Below are 20122 nucleotides of genomic sequence, written 5' to 3' on the forward strand. Positions count from 1 at the left end.
CATAACAGCAAAAAGCACAAGTGGTTTGGAAGTATTAATCAATAGCCATTTGACATAAAGAAATAAGACCATGACAAATTTATATAAAAAACACATCCAACACAGCTTGCTGATAGGCTTGCTGTTGATCGCAATGGTTGCTTGTAACAGCCCATCTAGCTCAGAAGGTGAACATGACGAGCATGAGGACGAAGCAGGAATCGTAGAACTAACACAAGCACAGTATGAGCACAGCAAGCTACAAACTGCCAAGATAAGCAAACGTAACATCGGTGCAGAACTCAAAGTCAATGGTATCATAGATGTACCACCCCAAAGCAATATTTCGATCAACATGCCCTACGGTGGTTTTGTCAAATACATCGACATGCTCCCAGGTACTGTGGTCAAAAAGGGTCAGTTCCTCGTATCCATCGAGAACCCAGAGTTCATCCAGTTCCAACAAGACTATTTGGAGAGTTTGGCGAATCGTTCCTTTTTGGAAGAAGAATACAAACGACAAGAGCAACTGTACAACGAAAAAGTAGCCTCTGCCAAAAGCTACCAACAAGCCAAAAGCAGCTACCTCGGCAATGAAGCCAAACTTCAATCCATGGAAGCGCGACTCAAAATGATTGGGTTTAATCCTGACAAAGTAAAGAATGGGAAAATCTCCACTGCTGTCAGCATCTACTCCCCTGTCAGCGGGTCGGTACGGGCTGTCCACACCAATGTCGGCAAATACATCAATCCTCAGGACGTGATCATGGACATCACCAATTCGGACGACCTACATGTGGAGCTGACCGTCTATGAAAACGACATCCCCAAGATCAAGAAGGGTCAGCGCATCCGATTTTCCCTGTCCAATGCACCCAACGAATGGCGTGAAGCTGAGATTTTCTTGATTGGAACGAGTGTGAGAGAAGATCGCTCTGTCACGGTTCATGGGCATTTGCAGCATCATGACACGGACTCTGTGTATCAGGATGGATTGGTGCCAGGCATGTACATCACCGCCAGAATAGAAACCGACAATGCACAAGTTTGGGCAGTGCCTAATGATGCAGTTGTGCGATTTGGTGGTAAGCATTTTGTATTCACTTTCAAAGGCAAGGAAGAAGAAAATGGTCAACCCGTATATCAATACGAAATGCTAGAAGTCGAAACAGGCAGTACAGAAGATGGCTATACACAAATCGCTGTAAATGATAGTGGTATTGACCTAGCCACGCTCGAAATTGTCAGCCAAGGAGCTTTCACCCTACTAGCCAAATCCAAAAACAGCGAAGAAGAAGGCGGACATCATCATTAAGACTTATTTAATAACCTGAGTTCGATTTTGAATATCCCTTCAAGGGTTTGTTTAAAGGGGGGGTGATTTATCATTCATTTTGTCTATGTGAAGGGGTTTTCTGCACTTTTTGTAAAATATCTTTTCATTTTGCTCTATTGTAGCTCAATAGCCTTCTTTAAGAATCGAATTCAGGTTAATATTTAAATTTTTACGTTTATAATTCTTTCAGAATAATACAACTCTATGGCACACGACCATTCGCATCACCACAGTGGGAAAAATATCAAAACTGCATTTTTTCTCAATTTGGGATTTACCATCTTTGAATTTATCGGAGGGTTCTATGTCAATAGCATCGCGATCGTATCGGATGCCGTACATGATTTAGGAGATAGTTTGTCACTTGGGTTGTCATGGTACCTGGACAAAAAATCCAAACAAGGAGCCAATGCCCAATTCAGTTTTGGCTATTCTCGTTTTTCCTTGCTCGGAGCGCTGATCAATTCTATCGTGCTGATCGCGGGATCTGTCTATGTCGTGTCGGAGGCTGTCCAGAGAATCATCCATCCAGAACCATCCGATGCAGACGGTATGATTGTTTTTGGCATACTCGGTGTAGCAGTCAACGGCTATGCCGCCTACAAAATGAGTCATGGCAGGACCCTCAACGAGAAAGTACTTTCATGGCATCTCATAGAAGATGTATTGGGTTGGGCAGCAATATTGATTGTAGCGATCGTCTTGAAGTTCTACCAAAACCAATACCTAGACCCTACTTTGTCGCTCTTGATTACTGCCTTTATTCTCTGGAATGTAATCAAGCGATTGAAAGAAACCTTGCACGTATTTCTGCAAGGTGTGCCTATGGATGTAAAGCTCGAAGACATAGAAGAAAAGCTTCTCACTGTGAGCCATGTAGACTCAGTGCACCACAGCCATATCTGGTCTCTGGATGGTGAACATCATGTGTTCACTACCCATGTCAAACTAAAGTCAATCAATGACTTACACACTTTACTTCTAGTAAAGAAAGAAATTAAAGTGGCACTAGATCCTTGCCACTTTGGACACTGTACCATTGAGGTAGAATTGGATGGAGAAACCTGTCGATTGGAGTAGACTATCAAATGAGAAAAGGCAACACTTGAATAGCTGGCTGCAATTCGATCTGCCATACATACAGCATAATCAAATGACCTGCCCCAACACGTACTCTACTGGCGTCCTATGGTAAAAGCACCCCTTTATTAATATCTCTAAACATAGCGTGAAGGCCTAACACATAGAGCCTAATCATTTAATCTCACAGTAATGTTTTCTGTTTAAACAGACAAATAATTGTTGATCGAGAGAGTTGATAAATAAAAAAGCTTTTTTCCGAGGGAAAGAAAAGGATATACCGTCTAAGCAATTATAAAATGTTAATAAATTATAATCTAGACGTTATGAAAACATTACTTTTTCCAACCCTCTTACTCCTATTATTGGCTGCCTGTGAAAATGAGGATATAAAAACATCTGAAGAAGAAAACAGTACTGAGGGCACAGAAATAGTTATTGACGATACAGATTTTGAAACAACGGATTGGACTACAGAGACTCACAGCAACGATGCAGACCCAGATTTTGGGGTGGTTTTTGAAGAAAACACTGTGCAGCGATTGGACATAGTGATTGTTTCAGACCATTGGGATGCGATGCTTGAAGATATGACTAATTTATATGGAACTTTAGGTTCAAGCAGAGGTGGAGGAGGCAATTCATTCGCGGACGAAAATCCAATTTTTGTTCCGGCTGAGGTTTTTCATGACGGCAAGCAATGGTATAAAGTTGGGGTTCGATTCAAAGGCAACTCGAGTTTGTCCAGCACATGGAGTTCTGGGAATCTCAAGTTGTCCTTCAAACTTGATTTTGATGAATTTGAAGATGAATATCCACAAATTAAGAATCAGCGGTTTTATGGTTTTAAGAAACTAAGCCTTAAGAATAATTTCAACGACAAATCATTCCTTAGAGAAAAAGTGGCTGCAGATATTTTTAGAAATGCTGGTTTGGCCAGTTCACATGCGGCTTTTTACACTGTATATGTAGATCATGGTGATGGACCAATATATTTTGGGCTATATACCTTGGTCGAAGAAGTAGATGATACAGTAATCGATACACAATTTGCTGATAATGATGGCAATTTGTATCAACCAGATGGTGATGGTGCCAGCTTTGCTTCAGGTACTTTCGATGAATCTGAATTTGTGAAAGAAACAAACGAAGATGCTGCCGATTGGTCCGATATACAAAATCTATTTACGGCTTTGCACGCCAGCAGCAGAACAAGCGACCCTGCCGCTTGGAGAGCGGACTTAGAGACTGTTTTGGATACGGACATATTCTTAAAATACCTAGCAGTAAACACCGTCATCCAAAACTGGGATACCTATGGTAGGATGACGCACAACTACTTTTTGTACAACAATCCAGACAACAACTTACTTACTTGGATTCCTTGGGATAATAACGAAGCATTTCAAACAGGAAACGGTCAGGGATCACTACCTCTTAATTTTTCAGGACTATCATCTAGTCAGTGGCCGTTGATTGGCTATCTATATGCTGATGCGACATACAAGAACCAATATGACACTTATGTTGCAGAGGCTATCAGCGGAGTCTTTGAAGCCAGTTCTATTCAGGCAACTTATACCAATTATGCCACATTAATTGAGTCCTATGCCACTAGTGAAACACGTGGATACACATTTTTGAATAGTACCTCTGAGTTTCAGTCGGCTATAAATACGCTCAAATCACACGCGACACAGCGAACTGCCGCAGTGAAAGCTTATTTAGAATAGCTGAATAGCATTTTTTAATGCCCTAAATGCCAAGATATTTCAAAATAACTAATATTTACTAAGAGTGTACAGCATGTTAACTTGTCTAAAACTTAAGCGTTTCTCATTTTTTATTATTCTTATCACTTGGTCATGCGTCACAGCATGTGATGATGTAGATAAAATAGAACCAACAGAGGAAGGTATTTTTATAAATGAAATTTTTGCTTCTGGAGAAGACTGGATTGAGTTATATAATGCCTTGGGAACCAGTAAAGATATTGGGGGATATATCATCGCAGATGAAGGTAATGAATACAGCCTTCCTTCTGGCACATCAATTTCAGCCAATGGATTTATAGTTTTACTCTGCAATGATTTAGGAACTGGTTTAAACACCAATTTCAAACTTTCATCAGATGGAGAAACCGTCTCATTGAAAAATACAGAAGGGACTCTTATAGATGAAGTAGAGTTCCCAAACCTTGACAATGGCCAATCCTATGCTAGATTTCCTGATGGCTCTGATTTTTGGGAAATTACAGGTATCACCACACAAGGTGAATCCAATGGGGACGATAGTGCTCCGGCCATTAATTCAATATCAAGAGATCCGCTTGTTCCCGCATTTAATGAAAGTGTAGTGGTAACTGCTGAATTGATTTCCATTACTGATGTTGCTTCTGTAACACTGCATTATAATTTCGATGATGGCTCGTTTACAGAAGTGGCTATGACCTATCAAAGTGGTACATCGTATATCGCCACCATTCCAGGCATGGATGCGGAAGGAACGGTAAAGTATTATGTAGAGGCTATAGGTACCAATGGTTCATCTTCTTTCAAGCCTGCATCTGCACCTGAGAGTACAGAAGATTATTTACTAAACACCGACTCCTTGCCTCAGCTAGTAATCAATGAATTTATGGCTAGTAATGTTTCTTGTTGCCCAGATACTGATGGTGATGAAGAAGAGTTTGATGATTGGATTGAAATTCATAACATAGGTACTACGTCAGTAAACATTGCCGGAATGTACCTCTCTGACGATAAAGACGATCCTTTTGGAAATAAAATATCTAGCGATGATGCTACAGCTACTACGATTCCTGCAGGAGGATATCTTGTGCTATGGGCCGATGGATCAACTAGTCAGGGTGTTTTACACCTTAATTTTAGTTTGAGCTCAAGTGGTGAAGATATAGGGCTGTTTTATATCGATGGGCGGACTATTGATACATACACCTATGATGCGCAAGACGATGATATTTCATGGGGACGTACAACAGATGCAGGTACAACCTGGGGTGCTATGACTACTCCAACACCTGGTCTGTCCAATAATTAATTAGCTGAAGTATATGTTTGAATTATTTCCTGATCAACCAGTCTATGAATATCCACAACTGGTCAATATCACCTATTCTTTTTTATGGGCATTTGTGCTGTCATCGTTGATCGCTATTACCCACAAGCTGACTTTTACGGGAGATTATTACCCCAAAAATTTCTTCCAGTCACTGATTTTGGGAGCGGTGGTGACCACTCTAGTCATGATGGCGATTGGGGATAGTCTGGCTCGTGGATTAGGAGTTTTTGGAGCTATGGCCATTATTCGTTTTCGTACTCGGGTTGATGATCCACGCGATGTGCTCTTTTTGTTTGCCGCTTTAAGTACCGGATTGGCTATTGGCGTGTATGGTTTTACCATCTCATTTGTAGGATCCATTTTATTTTGTCTAGTTGCCTTTTTGCTACATATTTCACCTTTTCGTAGCTATACGCACCATAGTCATTTATCCTTTACTGTTCAAAGTGCTAACGAACTGGGTATAATCACCAACATAATTCAAAATCACTGCAGAGATTTTCGTTCCATCACCATTCAGGTTAACAAAGAAATGGCTACAAGGTATCAATATGCAGTAACATTAAAAGAAACTGTGACCAAAGATGAATTGATAAATGCCATCAAAGTGATAGAAGGTGTGTCACAGATTAAGTTGTCGTCTAATGAAATTGTATCAAGCTAATGAGAAAAAAAGCAAATTGGTTTTACATACTAATAGTGTTGATGCTTGTCTCCATGCTCTTTATTAGTGGCCGTTATTTCAAAGGTAGTGGTGAGGCATCCATAGGTATTGCTCAAACTTCAGAATACAAAGTAAAAACTGAGAAATCAGCAATGGTAAAGTCAATCAATGTAGTGCCTGGAATGGAGGTGAAAGAGGGTGAGCTTTTAGTGGAGCTCACAAGTGAAGCACTGGAGGTGGAGATAGCCAAACTGACCAATCGTATTGCCGTCCATAAATCTGAACGTGCAGAACAAGCTAAACTAGCCCATGCTGAGATTTCTTATATCAAAGCGCAAAATGGAATTAGCATAGAGGAGCTAGATGCTGATATATTGGAACTAGAAAGTGAGATCAAGATGAACAAGGCGCTAACCATGGAATACGCTCTTGACGAAAAATCAAGTGAGAACTCCCCTATGGCTATCAAAATCAAATCCCTAAAGCAGCAAAAACAAAAGCATCTGGAAGCGCTAAACATCAAAATTGAAGATGTCAAGCAAGAAAGTACCACTGAACTACAGCTGCTTGAAAACCAAATTATTCTGCTAGAAAGTGAGTTGAATCTATTAGATACTGAGAAGAGCAAGTTAAACAAATATGCTACGGCATCTGGTGTTGTCAAAAACGTGTATGTAAAACCAGGTGAACAAGTGGACTCTTACACTCCTTTGCTGGAAATAAACCCACTACATCCCACTACAGTGGTGGCCTACCTTGTCGGAAAGAAACCAACAGCGCTTGGTGTTGGAAAAGAAGTAAGCGTATCATCATATGATCAGCGCAGAAACTCTGTGCACGGGAAAGTTATAGGCTATGGATCGGTAAATGAGTTACCAGAAATATTGCAAAAATCTACAGCCATAAAGGCTTTCGGACAACAAGTGTTTATTGAGATCCCAGCAGAAAACACCTTTTTCAATGGTGAAAAAGTTTTGATTAAATAAGCTCATGCGTACACTACTATATTGCTTCTTGTTGTTGCCTTCTGCGCTTTGTGCTCAGGTGTCAATGGATGACTTTTTATGGTCAGCATTAGAGACGCCAGCCATTCAAGCATTTGATCATCAAAATACATTTCTTGACTCAAACCCTTATAAACTTTCTTTCATTCGAGGAATGGAATTTAGAACAGAGAGCAATCAACTCGATCCTGATCGTCAAGACTATGCATTGCGGTTGAACCCTGCCAATCCGTGGGAAATAAAACGTAACAATCAATATTTTCAGACTTATCAGGAGGTCTCGCAACTTGACCGTCAGCGTGAGCTGAAAAAGGTATTAAAGGCACACTACGAAGCTATTATTGACTGGGCCTATTTGAAAGAGCAAAAAAACATCAAAGAAGAAGAACAAAAGATAGCACAAACGCAGATTAAAATCTTAGAAGCGCAGCGTTTTTCCAATTTCTTTGATGCCAATGATTATGTGGAACTAAAAATTGATCAGTTGGAGCAAGTTGTAGCCTTGGAAGAGTTGTACTTCGAAGAAGATGCTCAACGCAATAAAATCGAATCCCTATACCCCTCGGCTAAAAATCAAATTATTGCATGGACATTAAATGAGCTAATTTCTATCGAAAAAATTCAAAGTGTAATTGAAGACCCTCAAATGGTATCAGCATATGGCGAAGTGGCTTACCGCCAAAAGCAGGTTGAATTAGCAGAATCAGAATGGGCACTAGAAAAATCAAATATTAATATTGGATATTTACAAGCACAATATCAACAATATCGAGTTGATCAGGACAGAAGTCCATGGAGCATTGGGTTAGGTGTCACCATTCCTATTTTTAATCCCAATAAAGGAGACATGACCAAGCGAAAATTGGAAATGATAGAAGCAGAAGGAAATCTAGCAGATGCCCAAAATGAGCAACAGACAGGACTAGAATTGATGAAGCAAAAAATAAAGACACTCACTACAAGATACTACAATTTCCAAATTCAATTGGACAGTTTGAACGTGGACCTATTGAGTTCCAATCTGCAGCAAATGACGAACAGTAACCCCATGACTGTCGTCAAGTTGAAAAGTAGTTTGATTAAGTCAAAAAGTATCTCAGCGCTAATGAAGAAAGAAATTTACCTTGCCTATATGGAGTATTTGTGGCATGCAGAAATGCTACAACAACAGCCACTGAAAAATTATTTAACACCTGATTAAACTTGCCTTTTTTACCTAAATGTAGATTAGACTCTTTAGTTGTGATTTTATTTCAAAACTGGACATAAAATCACTTCTCCAAAATTCCTTTGATATCCGCAGGCGAATAAGCAATAGACTTGAGTGTCTTATCATCGTCCTTTCTATATACCAAAAACAAACCATCCTCTTCTTTGATGTAGCTCTCTGTGGCTTTGTTTTCTTTGTAATGTTTGACAGTCGCCTCAGCTTCTTCCAAAGTCTTGCAAGCTTTGCTCATGTTGGATCGCTGTACTTCATTGAACAGCTCTACAAACTTGTCTCCTAAGCCAAACTCCAAAACCGCCCCTGACAGTACATATTGGATATCACATAGCGCATCTGCTATCTCGACCATGTCCTTGTCCTTGATAGCCTGTTCCAGTTCCTTCAACTCCTCAGAGATTAGCTCCACCCTTAGCGCACATCGTTTGGCATCTGGAATCGCTGGACTAGTCACGATAGGGTGTTTGAATGTTTTATGAAATTCTGCTACTTGGTTGAGAGAGTCTATTTTTTCCATGAATCTGTATTAAGATTCGAAATTAGGGATGAATTATTCAATTCAGTAGTGAAAAGCAGTAAAATTTTAACGCCATCTACAATACCCTGACCGCCTTGCACTTCTTGGTTCTCGATTCTAATTATCTAGTATCTCTAGGTCTATTGTTTCCGAATGGCTAGCCAGAGAAAGTAAGCAAAACCACCTACCACAATACTCAATATGACCACCATGCTGATTATCGCTTGTAAACTCATTTTTTCAGGGCAAATTTTCTATACAAAAAACCATTGATCAATACGCCTATTAGTATCACTAATCCCCACTGGGTGACGATCGATGCATTGCTGTAGACATCTAGGACATTCCAGACACCGTCTGCATCAAACCACGGATTGCTGCTGTACCCTTGAGACATCCACCAATAGATCAGTACACAACCCAAAGCCAAATTACTCCAAATGCATACTTGGAAAAATGTAGTAGGTAGTTGAATTTTCGATCCCGAATCAATATACCTTTCTTTGAACTCCTTGATTCCAAATATAACCAAACCAAACAAAATGAATATCCCACTGACAATCAGTCCCAAGCCCCACACCCAATCTTGGTTGTTGAATATATCCAGCGAATAAGCTGAAGGGAAACCCAAAACAATAAAGAAGAAGGCCACCCACAGAGAGATCACTTTTCGATTCAATCCTAGGTCCAGTAAATTCCTAGACATCAATTCGAGCATGGGCAACAAGGAACTAAATGCCGCCAATGAGAGTGCTAAAAAGAAAACCACAGAAAGAAAACCACCACCTGGTACGTGAGCAAACAGCTCTGGTATAATCGTGAAAGTCAATGCCTGATTCCCTTCCTGCAAATATGTGATGGCTTCTGCATCAGAGTTTGCAAGTGCAAAGACAGCGGGCAATATAGCCATGCCTGCAATCAAGGATGCCGTATTGTTGCCCAAGGCACCAATCAAAGTATTGAGGGTAATATCATCGTCCGTGCGACTATAGGATGAAATCGTGATCATCAATCCCCAACCTGCTCCAGTAGACCAAGCAGACTGTGAGAGTGCTTCTATCCATATTTTTCCGTCGGAAAAATGATCCCAATTGATCACAAACATGTATTCTAGTCCTTGGATGCCTCCTTCCATCTGGAGAGAAATAAAAGTAATAACAATCAGTAGCACAAATAGACTAGGAATCAATGCTTTGTTGATTTTTTCTAAGCCATTTTGAATCCCTCTGGACAAAACAAACACCCCAAATACCACACAGCCAATGTAGGTCAATATGGTAGCCCAACTGGCATGCGAAACACTCATCCAATAATCCGACATGTAACCTGGGTCTGAGGTCAGGCGATCCAACAATGGGGTTTCATCAAATAAATTGCCGACTGCAAAACTCAAATACCTCAGCGACCATGCTGTCACCACGGAATAATAAAAAGCAATGCCTAAGGTACACAGGGTCACAAAAAAACCCATCCATGCGTATCGTTTGCCAGCCATCTCCGCAAACGAGCCTATTACTCCTTTTCTGAAATTCTTGCCCATGGAAAACTCGGTGAGCAATAGCGGGATAGACCAAACAAAAAGAAACACTATCCAGAGGATAATAAAAGCACCTCCATACTGGCCAGCCAGACGAGGAAAACGCCAAAGATTGCCGGCACCTATGGCCATGCCCAGAGATGCGAGAATAATGCCCCAGCGGTTACTGAAATTTTCGGTGTTGTTCATGAATTCCGAAACTACATAAAAAACAAACGGTCTCAAAAACTACTGCACAAAGACATAGTTCTTGAGACCGTCTATTCCATAAAAGGTCTGAAGTTGTTACTAGATTTTTACTAGTTCCAAGTTCAGTTTCACCTTTACTTCTTCTCCCACTACCAGACTACCCGTATCAATAGTATCGCTCCAGGTGAGGTTATAATCGAATCGATTGATTACAAAATTGGCTTTGAAAGCAGATATTGTCTTTTCTCCCAATTTGGCCATTCCGCTATATTCTGCAGGAAATGAAACCTTCTTTGTCACATCACGAATCGTCAACCATCCGGTCACTTGGTATTGCGTATCGGTTTTCTTTACAAACGATTCACTCTTAAAAGTCATGATGGGATACTTCTCAGCATTGAAGAAATCATCTTCCTTGAGGTGTTTGTCTCTCGTCAAGTTATCAGTAGTCAAGCTTTTGACCTGAACCACTGCATCAATTTTGGCATCCTCAAAGGAATTTCGCTTTGATTCTACAGTACATTCAAAATCCGAAAACTTGCCAGTAACGGTCGATATAGCCAAGTGGCTTACTTCAAATTGAATGTTGGAGTGCACAGGATCAATCTTCCATTTGGTCTGACCAAACGAAGAAAGTGATACGCACAGTATGGTAGCTATTAGGCATAGGGTCTTTTTCATAATCATTCGTTTTTGCTTGATAAAATATAGGTAAAATTTGAGACAATTCCCACATCATATTGTCCCGCGCCTTTAATTAAAGTAGATTCGAGATTTAAAGATTGTAACTATGAGTGATTACGGATTTTGGTCATTGGTGCCCCCAATTCTCGCCATCGTATTGGCATTGCGTACCAAACAGGTGTTTTTGTCCTTGACATTAGGAATCTGGTTGGGATGGATTATTCTCAATGGTGGCAATCCCCTGACTGGTACTATGGACACTTTAGCAGCATTTGTCGCTGTTTTTGCGGATGCAGGCAATACCCGTACAATCATTTTTACCCTGCTCGTAGGATCATTGATTGCTTTGATTCAGAGGTCAGGCGGTGTGGGGGGATTCATCCATTGGGTATCTCTCAGGTTGGAGAAAAAAGCAAGTGACTCCAAAAGCAGAACCATGATTCAGTTTTATGCTGCCATGACAGGGATGATTATTTTCGTAGAGTCCAATATCTCTATCCTCACTGTTGGCACACTGTATAGACCTATTTTCGACAAGATGAAGATTCCCCGCGAAAAGCTCGCCTACATCGCAGATTCTAGTTCTGCGCCATCTTGTATCATCTTTCCCTTCAATGCCTGGGGTGCCTTCATTATGGGACTACTCTTGGCACAAGGATTTGAAAGTCCGTTTACGCTCCTTTTTAGTTCACTGGCTTACAACTTTTACCCTTTCTTAGCCATAGGTCTGCTACTGTATGTGATTTTCAGTGGCAAGGATTTTGGCCCGATGAAAAAAGCAGAACGAAGAGCAGTGACCGAAGGAAAGCTCATTGCTGACGACTCGACACCTATGATCTCCGACGAAATTGCCTTGATCGAAGCAATTGACACCACTAAGTTAAGAGCCTACAACATGACTATTCCGATCATAGTCATGATTCTGATGATGCCCACCATGTTGATCTATACTGGCTGGCAAGACGGCATGAGTGGTTCGATATTTGAACAAATCTTTACTGCAATCGGTAATGGCTCTGGGTCTACTGCTGTCATGTATTCTGTCACGCTAGCCATACTGACGAGCATGTTGCTGTACAAATCTCAAAATATCATGGGATTCAAAGAAATGATAGATCTCTCAATCAAAGGAATGTCAGGAATGGTTTCACTCGCACTGTTGATGGTATTTGCCTTCACTATTGGTGCACTTTGCAAGGAATTGGGCACTGGATTCTATGTGGCGCACATCACGGAGGCTTGGCTCTCTCCCAAACTGGTTCCTGCTATCGTGTTTGTTACGAGTTGTTTCATCGCATTCAGTACGGGGACTTCCTGGGGAACCTTTGCCATTATGATCTCCATCGCTGTACCGATGGCACAAAGCATGGATAGCAACATCAGCATGGCCATTGCTGCGGCCATTGGAGGCGGCGTATTTGGAGACCATTGTTCACCGATTTCGGACACGACAATTATATCATCTATGGCATCTGCCAGTGACCACATAGATCACGTCAATACGCAATTGCCCTATGCAGCACTGGCTGGTGGTGTGACATTCATCATGTATTTGGTGCTGGGTTGGTTGGTTTGATTTCTTAGTATTGAGGATTGATAAAAAGCATAAAATTGAAAAGTATTGAGAAAAATAAACGACTGTGGACTGTCTACCGTGGACTATAGACAATAACCTATGATCACAGTTTCGGATTTATATATTTATCCTTTAAAATCTGGTGCAGCTGTATCGCTAGTCACTTGTGAGATTACGGCGACTGGATTGGCAAATGATCGTCGATTGGCGGTCATTGATGCCGACAATAAGATCCTAACAGGGCGGGAATACCCAAAACTGTTGGGTGTGCAGGCTGCGGTCACTGGACAAGTCCTTCACCTTCGTGAAAAATCAAATAAAGAAATTGACATCACTATCAGCGCAGAGAATAACGAATTATTGGATATCATGCTGTTCAAGAATCTGGTGCAAGGCATCGATCTGGGATCAGCTGCAGCTGCATGGGTCTCAAACTTACTCAGCACCAATTGTAGATTGGTCGCCATGCTGGAGCATCATCGTCCATTGCGAGAAAAGGACGGAGGCCAATCTGGCGACAAGGTTAATTATGCTGATACCTCTCCCATCCTGCTACTATCTGAGGAGTCGCTGGCAGACCTGAACCAAAGACTAGACTCACCCGTGACGATGCAACACTTCCGTCCCAACATAGTCGTCAAAGGCTGTCTACCTTACGAAGAAGATACTTGGCAAACTGTCGAGATCAATGGCTGTCTCTTCGATGTGCATCTCCACTGCCCGAGATGTGTATTCATCACCATAGATCCTGTGACCCAACAAAAAGACCCCAATGCAGAACCACTAGCCACGTTAGCCAAATACAGGAAACAAACCAACAATGCCGTTACCTTTGGTGTTTACCTAGTGCCCAGACGATTGGGATGTGTAAAAATTGGCGACTCTGTCAAATCAACCTAGTAAATATTTTGGCTAGACCATAAAAGGACAATTAGACTTAATGTGTAGATTTAGCAGCAAGTATCTATCGATGGGTATCTAAAGACACACGACATGCTTGCTTACTAATATTAACACGCACATGAATAAGAGAATAGTTTGGAAATAGCACTTATTATATTATCCTACATGTTGTCCATTCTGGGATTTTTTCCCGCATTTGGAATTACTCATTGGACATTTCGAGTCTTTGATTATATCAGGATTCAACTTGTCGTGATTCAGTTGCTGATCTTAGGTTTAAGTTTCTTTCTCTATGAAGTATATGATATAACCACTATAGGTTCACAGATTGTTTTGATTTTATCCATTATCTATCAACTCGTCATTATAGTACCATATCTGCCCATCAGCTTCAGATCAAAAAAACAACAAGACACTGCTACTCAGATGTCTATTATCAGTGTCAATGTCTTGCAAAAAAATAAGGAGTATCAGCGACTGATATCATTGATTGAAAATACCAAACCAGATATAGTACTCACAATGGAAACTAATCAGGATTGGGAAGATGCTCTTAAGAGCATTGATCATCAATACAAGTATAGTTGCAAAGTACCGTTGGAGAATAGATATGGCATGCATTTTTTTACTAATTTGAAGGTAAACAAGGTTAAAAAGCACTTTTTTGTTTCCGACGACAGACCAGCGATAGAAGCACATTTGGTGAGTAAAAACAACCATGACTTTGTCTTTTGGGGAATTCATCCCCCGCCACCTAGTCCTACCGAACAACCTACTTCGAGACAAAAGGATGCAGAGATGATGATGGTAGCCAAAATGATCAGAGAGTCAAACTTCCCCAACCTTGTCACAGGAGATTTTAACAATGTATGCTGGTCGAGAAGTTCTAAATTGTTCTCTAAAATATCTACTCTGAACGATTCAAGAGTTGGCAAGGGTATTCATGGTACCTTCCCTGTCAGGCCAAGTATATGTAGATTTCCAATAGATTTATTATTCAACTCCAAGGAAATTGAGATCATCGAACTCAAGACACTCTCGGAGATTGGATCTGATCATTTACCCATTTTTGCTAAGTTCACGGTCAATAGCTCAAGTTTCCATACTACCAAAAGCATGGACTCAGAATTAAAAGAAGAAGCCAATGATATCATCAAAGAAGGTCATAAAGCGGCTGAAGAAGAGGAAGAAGCATGATAAAATAGATTCCTTTATTGATTCTTTAAATTTACTCGTACCATTTAAAGTAAAAAAAACCGTCCTCTCGCAAAACTGCGAATAGAACGGTCTCGTACTTGGATAAATGCTACTTAATACCCTACTAATCTTGAAAAATATTGTCTCCTGTATTTCCAGTGAAAGTTAATCCTGATTGTGTAAGACTTCCTCCATCTTGTACTCTGATCGCATGCCCCCCACTCTTTGATAAGGTACTATTAGTGAGTGTGAGCAATCCACCGTCAGCTACTTCGATATTGGCCTTTCTCTCAGCTCCATCAAAACCTCTTTCACCACCATTAGAAACTATGACATGGTTCAAGAGATTGTCCGCATTGTTGGATTCAAATCTCAGACCTCTCCAAAAACCTACTACATCTTGCTCTCCGACAAAAGTAATCTTGGCCAAATCTGTACCATCCGCATGTAGTGAACCAGTCCCTGTTACTTCTAAGCCTCCGTTAGGTTGACCGATGAACGAAGCTCCAGCCACTACAACTATATCAGACTCGATATACTCAAGATTGGCTGACATACGATATGGAACATCAAGCGCTTGCCAAGACACATCAGTCGTCAGTTCTTGTCCAGATACATAACTATCAATATAATCGTCATCGTTGCCTGTGAAATTAGATCCAGCATCAAAGTAATGGTAATGATTGATTCTTGTCATGACAGGAGCAACATTGTCGGTAAACGTATTGTTAGCAAAATTCGGCAAACTAGATTCTAATTGTCTGGTGTACAATCCGTACCCACCACTCTTTGTTGAGCTAGTGTTTGTAATTTTCAATCTACCAGACTCCTCTACCATGATATTAGATTTCAATTCAGCCCCATCAAATCCTCTTTCTCCTCCATTGGAAATCATCACATAGGTTAGTTCATTACTGGTATTATTGGATTCGAAAGAGAGACCTCTCCAATATCCTCTGACATCTTGCTCCCCTGCAAAAGTGATTTTAGTAGTTGATGTACCTATTGCTTTCAGAGAGCCTGCCGTTGTGATGAATAATCCTCCATTGGGCTGACCTAAGAATGATGCCCCAGCAGCGATAACTACATCAGCTCCAATATATTCAAGATTAGCTGACATACGGTAAGGTACATCGAGTGCTTGCCAGGTCACATTGGTTGTCACCTCTTGCCCAGAAACATAACTATCAATATAGTCGTCCTCGTTACCTGCATAACTAGAAGCGGCATCAAAGTAATGGTAATGGTTGATCCGTGTCATTATAGGAGCAACATTGTCGGTAAAAGTATTGTTCATGAACCCCGTCAGGTTTACCTCTAAGTTTCTAGTATAAAGCCCATACCCTTTGCTATGCGTAAATTCGGAGTTGGTGATTTTTACTTTTGCAGAACCCGCCAACATGAGATTTGCTCTCAAATTCGCTCCATCAAAACCACTACTTCCACCATATTCTATGGTGCAGTAGGTCAATTCATTTTTACTGTTATTAGATTCCAATTCTAAGCCCATCCAGAATCCATCTGTTTTTTCTACTCCTGAGAAAATAATATGCTTATCAGCTGTTCCTTTGGCGATGAGTGCCCCACCGGTACCAATCGCTAGCCCTTGATCTTCTGCAAAAATGATGTATACATCTGGGTCAATCGTCAATTCGGCACTGACCGTCACCAAGCTAGAGGCAATATAATCTGGCAATGTGGGATCGTCAAATCTATTGACCAGTGTAGTTTTGGTAGAGATTGTACCCCCTATTTCAAGTGGGCCTTCTCCTTCTTGTATTACAACAATAACAACCTCATCAGATACTTCGTCCCCACCAAGATTCACAGCTGTCAACTGTGCAGTATACTCACCCACGACATCAGGTGTAAACGAGGCATCCTCTACCAAAGGATTAGCAATAATAGCTGTACTGCCTGTAGGTTTTGAGGTAATCTCCCACATCAACACTAGATCTTCACCAGTCACGGTTGCATCCAGATTGACCGTTGCTCCTAGCTCTATGATTTGATCCACCCCTGCGTCCACCTTGATACCTATTGATGGATCATCTGAGTCATCATTACAACTACTGATAAAAAGAAAACCCAAAAGCATCAAAGTCTTATAGGGTAAGAAGAAAAATAATCTTGTCTTTTTCATATGAGAATATTTAAATAAAAGGTTACCGGTTGAAAACTCGGTATTAGGTTAATTTTTAATTTACTTTTTCTATGTTAATTTAGGACGAAATTAAGATGATGAGTATCGCGATTCAATAGGGATATCCCCCTATTGAACAAAGGGATTTCCCTTACATCTCGATTTTACTAACCTTAAAATCCACCTACCTGCTATGAGAAAGTATTCTCTACTACTCCTATTTACCATTGGCATCCTTCCTATTGCCATTTCTCTGCCAACATCAAAGCAGGATAGTCTAGTATCAGTATTGAATACCGTATCTGGAATACAAAAACTAGAAATCCTAATGACATTAGGCTCCTTTAAGACTGGGGAGTTTTCACGAATAAAAGATTGTGTAGATTATGCTGGTCAAGCAAAGATTTTGGCTAAAGAGCTAAATGAACAGTCGAGTTACATTCGTGCTCTTATGTTAGAAGGAGAGGCAATAAGTGGCTTAGGAAATAAGTCTGCAGGCATGGACAACATCCAAAAGGCCATTCAACTTGCTAAAGAATTACCTAATGATACCATCCAAGCAGAGGCATACACAGTATTAGGATTACAACAGGAAGCAAATGAGGATTTAAAATCAGCATTACTTTCTTACACACAAAGTCGTGATCTATGTATAAGCATGCAAGACACGTTGCAAATGAGCTATGCCATCAACAACATGGCTAATGCTCATTTCCATATGGGAAATATGGTCAATGCACTGGAATTGTATCATGAGGCTTTGGAACTCAAACAAATAATTAATGACGTCTTGGAGTTTTCAGGTGCGTATAACAATTTGGCAATGGTTTATAAAAACTTAGGGAATTACGACAAAGCATTGGAATACAGCATGAAATCACTTCCAATACTTTTTGCCAACAAGAATGCATTTAGGCTAAGCCTTAGCTACCTTAATATTGGCAACATCCAACGGCACCTCAAACAATACGATAGTGCCCTATACTATCACAACATGGCACTGGATCTCAGCATGAGCATTGATGATACCGTCGGTTTTGCCTATGCTTATTATAACATCGGGAGTACATACTATTCTAAAGCTGCATATGAAAAATCCGTTACTTTTTACTTAAAAGCACTAGAGATATTCAAAGCCCAAAACATCAAATCAACGGTTATCGCATGTTACAACAGTCTATCCACAACCTATCGAAAATGGGGCAAATTAGAAGAGGCTACCTACTATGCACTCCAAGGTCTCAAACTCGCCAAGGAAATAGAACACAAGGACACACAACGAGAATTATACGAAACACTCTACTACACATATAAAGAAAAAGGAGACTATAAAAAAGCGTTAGAATATCACGAACAGTTTTTTGCATATACAGATAGCTTGTTGAATGATCAAAAGCTAAAGGACATTTCACAATTAGAAACCAATTTTGAAATCTCTCAAAGAGACAATGAAATTAATTTACTGAGTAAAACCAATGAGCTCAATGCACTACAACTCAAAGAAGCTCGCAGAACACGCCTATTTTTGATATTTGGGTCCTTTTTGCTATTGATTGTAGCACTGGTTTTTTATTGGAGTTATAAATCTAAACAAACATCCGAAAAGTACCTTTCAGTTAAAAATAAACAACTCAAAGAACTCAATGCTGCCAAGGATAAATTTTTTGCGATTATAGCTCATGACTTGCGTAATCCTTTGTCAGCATTCAAGTCATTGTCCACAGCATTGTCAGAAAATTTCAAGCATCTTTCAGAGAGCGAGTTGCAACGTTACCTGTACAATTTGAAAAATTCATCCGAAGAACTCGTCAATCTGTTGCACAATCTACTACAATGGGCACTTTCACAAACAGACACTTTAAAACCCAACCATCAATCATTGAATCTCAATAAAATTTTGATCAAAAACATCCAACTTTTACAAGAAAACGCTGAGCAAAAGGATATCAAGATCACCACTCACCTATCAGATGATTCGGAGGCATTTGTAGATGCTCCTACTATTGATTTGGTGTTCCGCAATCTTATTTCCAATGCCATCAAGTTTACAAGCCCTGGTGGTACAATTACCATTTCTACGACCACCTTAGATGACAAAGTTAAAGTAGCCATCGAAGATACTGGCATAGGTATGACAGAAGCAGATACTAAAAAATTGTTTAGCATCGTTGAAGACACATCGACCATTGGACAGTCCAAAGAAAAAGGAACAGGTCTGGGGCTCATTTTGTGTAAGGAGTTTGTCAATAAAAACAACGGTGAGATCTCTGTAAAAAGCGAATTGGGCAAAGGGTCACGGTTTGATATCAAATTACCTATTAATAAAATAAAAAAAGTAGCATAGTGAATAAGATAAAATTATTTGTAGTTGATGACCACACCATAGTCAGAGATGGCATCATGGCCATGCTAATTGGTGATCCAGAGATTGAAATCGCAGGAGATTTTGGTAGTGGCTGTGACTTGTTCCCAGCACTCAATCGAGCACATCCAGACGTCGTATTACTAGATATCACACTACCAGGCTTGTCAGGAATAGAAATTGCCAAGTTGATCCATGAGGCCCATCCTCAAATGGGGATTTTGATGCTTTCTGCACTGAGTGACGAGAGCTCTATCATCCAATCCATCAAGGCAGGAGCCAAAGGTTTCCTTCCTAAAGACATTGACAAAAAGGAATTAAGAAAGGCTATTCTAGAAGTACATAAGGGCAACAGGTATTTTGGCTCTGTCATTACACAAACCATCTTCGATTGCTACATTCAAAATATCGTTTCAAAAGTCGATATAAGTGAAGAGCCTCACCTAACGGACCGAGAGATCGAAATCATCAAACAATTTTGTAACGGGCTACTCTACAAAGAAATCGCTGACCAACTCGGTATCAGCATCAAAACAGTGGAATCCCACAAAGCCAAAATCATGAGTAAACTAGAACTAAAATCCACCGTAGACCTTGTTAAATACGCTATTAATAAACGAATAATTGTCCTCTAATTGAGTTTTT

At 40.3% G+C, this 20122-nt stretch carries 17 protein-coding genes; 12 read left to right on the forward strand and 5 right to left on the reverse strand.

The window, feature by feature from the left end; translation table 11 throughout:
• Positions 1 to 70 precede the first annotated feature (70 nt).
• From N6H18_RS14660 to N6H18_RS14690, 7 genes are all read left to right on the forward strand, one after another.
• Positions 71 to 1294: an efflux RND transporter periplasmic adaptor subunit gene (locus tag N6H18_RS14660; RefSeq protein WP_262309030.1), complete on the forward strand. Its 1224-nt coding sequence runs from the start codon at positions 71 to 73 to the stop codon at positions 1292 to 1294.
• A 225-nt stretch (positions 1295 to 1519) separates the two neighbouring features.
• Positions 1520 to 2395 (forward strand): cation diffusion facilitator family transporter, encoded by an 876-nt coding sequence (locus N6H18_RS14665; protein WP_262309031.1) that lies wholly within the window; start codon positions 1520 to 1522, stop codon positions 2393 to 2395.
• Positions 2396 to 2721: 326 nt separating this feature from the next.
• Positions 2722 to 4128, forward strand: coding sequence for a CotH kinase family protein (locus N6H18_RS14670; RefSeq protein WP_262309032.1), 1407 nt, complete (start codon positions 2722 to 2724; stop codon positions 4126 to 4128).
• 73 nt (positions 4129 to 4201) lie between these two features.
• On the forward strand, positions 4202 to 5455 hold the full coding sequence (locus N6H18_RS14675; RefSeq protein ID WP_262309033.1) for a lamin tail domain-containing protein: 1254 nt from the start codon (positions 4202 to 4204) through the stop codon (positions 5453 to 5455).
• Between the two features lie 13 nt (positions 5456 to 5468).
• The gene (locus N6H18_RS14680; protein WP_262309034.1) at positions 5469 to 6140 is read left to right on the forward strand and encodes a DUF4956 domain-containing protein; all 672 of its coding nucleotides are present in this window, start codon (positions 5469 to 5471) and stop codon (positions 6138 to 6140) included.
• Positions 6140 to 7126, forward strand: a complete 987-nt coding sequence (locus N6H18_RS14685; protein WP_262309035.1) for an HlyD family secretion protein — start codon at positions 6140 to 6142, stop codon at positions 7124 to 7126. The genes N6H18_RS14680 and N6H18_RS14685 overlap by 1 nt, the downstream gene beginning before the upstream one ends.
• Before the next feature lie 64 nt (positions 7127 to 7190).
• Positions 7191 to 8345 carry a TolC family protein gene (locus N6H18_RS14690; protein ID WP_262309036.1) on the forward strand — a complete coding sequence of 385 codons (1155 nt, stop codon included), beginning with the start codon at positions 7191 to 7193 and terminating at the stop codon, positions 8343 to 8345.
• Positions 8346 to 8415: 70 nt separating this feature from the next.
• Here the strand turns inward: N6H18_RS14690 and N6H18_RS14695 are convergent, their stop codons facing one another.
• The 4 genes from N6H18_RS14695 to N6H18_RS14710 form a co-directional block, all read right to left on the reverse strand.
• A complete protein-coding gene (locus tag N6H18_RS14695; protein WP_262309037.1) occupies positions 8416 to 8886 on the reverse strand; it encodes a nucleoside triphosphate pyrophosphohydrolase family protein in 471 nt (156 codons plus the stop codon).
• A 140-nt stretch (positions 8887 to 9026) separates the two neighbouring features.
• The gene (locus tag N6H18_RS18760; RefSeq protein WP_316044818.1) at positions 9027 to 9122 is read right to left on the reverse strand and encodes a MetS family NSS transporter small subunit; all 96 of its coding nucleotides are present in this window, start codon (positions 9120 to 9122) and stop codon (positions 9027 to 9029) included.
• Positions 9119 to 10612 carry a sodium-dependent transporter gene (locus tag N6H18_RS14705; RefSeq protein ID WP_262309038.1) on the reverse strand — a complete coding sequence of 498 codons (1494 nt, stop codon included), beginning with the start codon at positions 10610 to 10612 and terminating at the stop codon, positions 9119 to 9121. The genes N6H18_RS18760 and N6H18_RS14705 overlap by 4 nt, the downstream gene beginning before the upstream one ends.
• A 99-nt stretch (positions 10613 to 10711) precedes the next feature.
• Positions 10712 to 11293, reverse strand: a complete 582-nt coding sequence (locus N6H18_RS14710; protein WP_262309039.1) for a YceI family protein — start codon at positions 11291 to 11293, stop codon at positions 10712 to 10714.
• A gap of 109 nt (positions 11294 to 11402) precedes the next feature.
• Between N6H18_RS14710 and N6H18_RS14715 the strand changes: the two genes are divergently transcribed.
• The 3 genes from N6H18_RS14715 (at position 11403) to N6H18_RS14725 (ending at position 14972) form a co-directional block, all read left to right on the forward strand.
• Positions 11403 to 12872: a Na+/H+ antiporter NhaC family protein gene (locus N6H18_RS14715; RefSeq protein ID WP_262309040.1), complete on the forward strand. Its 1470-nt coding sequence runs from the start codon at positions 11403 to 11405 to the stop codon at positions 12870 to 12872.
• Between the two features lie 99 nt (positions 12873 to 12971).
• Positions 12972 to 13772 (forward strand): MOSC domain-containing protein, encoded by an 801-nt coding sequence (locus tag N6H18_RS14720; RefSeq protein ID WP_262309041.1) that lies wholly within the window; start codon positions 12972 to 12974, stop codon positions 13770 to 13772.
• Positions 13773 to 13910: 138 nt separating this feature from the next.
• The gene (locus N6H18_RS14725; RefSeq protein ID WP_262309042.1) at positions 13911 to 14972 is read left to right on the forward strand and encodes an endonuclease/exonuclease/phosphatase family protein; all 1062 of its coding nucleotides are present in this window, start codon (positions 13911 to 13913) and stop codon (positions 14970 to 14972) included.
• 124 nt (positions 14973 to 15096) lie between these two features.
• Here N6H18_RS14725 and N6H18_RS14730 read toward each other — a convergent pair whose 3' ends face one another.
• On the reverse strand, positions 15097 to 17115 hold the full coding sequence (locus N6H18_RS14730) for a hypothetical protein (RefSeq protein ID WP_262309043.1): 2019 nt from the start codon (positions 17113 to 17115) through the stop codon (positions 15097 to 15099).
• Between the two features lie 193 nt (positions 17116 to 17308).
• Between N6H18_RS14730 and N6H18_RS14735 the strand changes: the two genes are divergently transcribed.
• Positions 17309 to 19459, forward strand: a complete 2151-nt coding sequence (locus N6H18_RS14735; protein ID WP_262309044.1) for a tetratricopeptide repeat-containing sensor histidine kinase — start codon at positions 17309 to 17311, stop codon at positions 19457 to 19459.
• Positions 19459 to 20112, forward strand: coding sequence for a response regulator (locus N6H18_RS14740; protein WP_262309045.1), 654 nt, complete (start codon positions 19459 to 19461; stop codon positions 20110 to 20112). Before N6H18_RS14735 ends, N6H18_RS14740 begins: the two co-directional genes overlap by 1 nt.
• Positions 20113 to 20122 lie beyond the last annotated feature (10 nt).

Source organism: Reichenbachiella agarivorans, from assembly GCF_025502585.1.
Classification (GTDB): Bacteria; Bacteroidota; Bacteroidia; order Cytophagales; family Cyclobacteriaceae; genus Reichenbachiella; species Reichenbachiella agarivorans.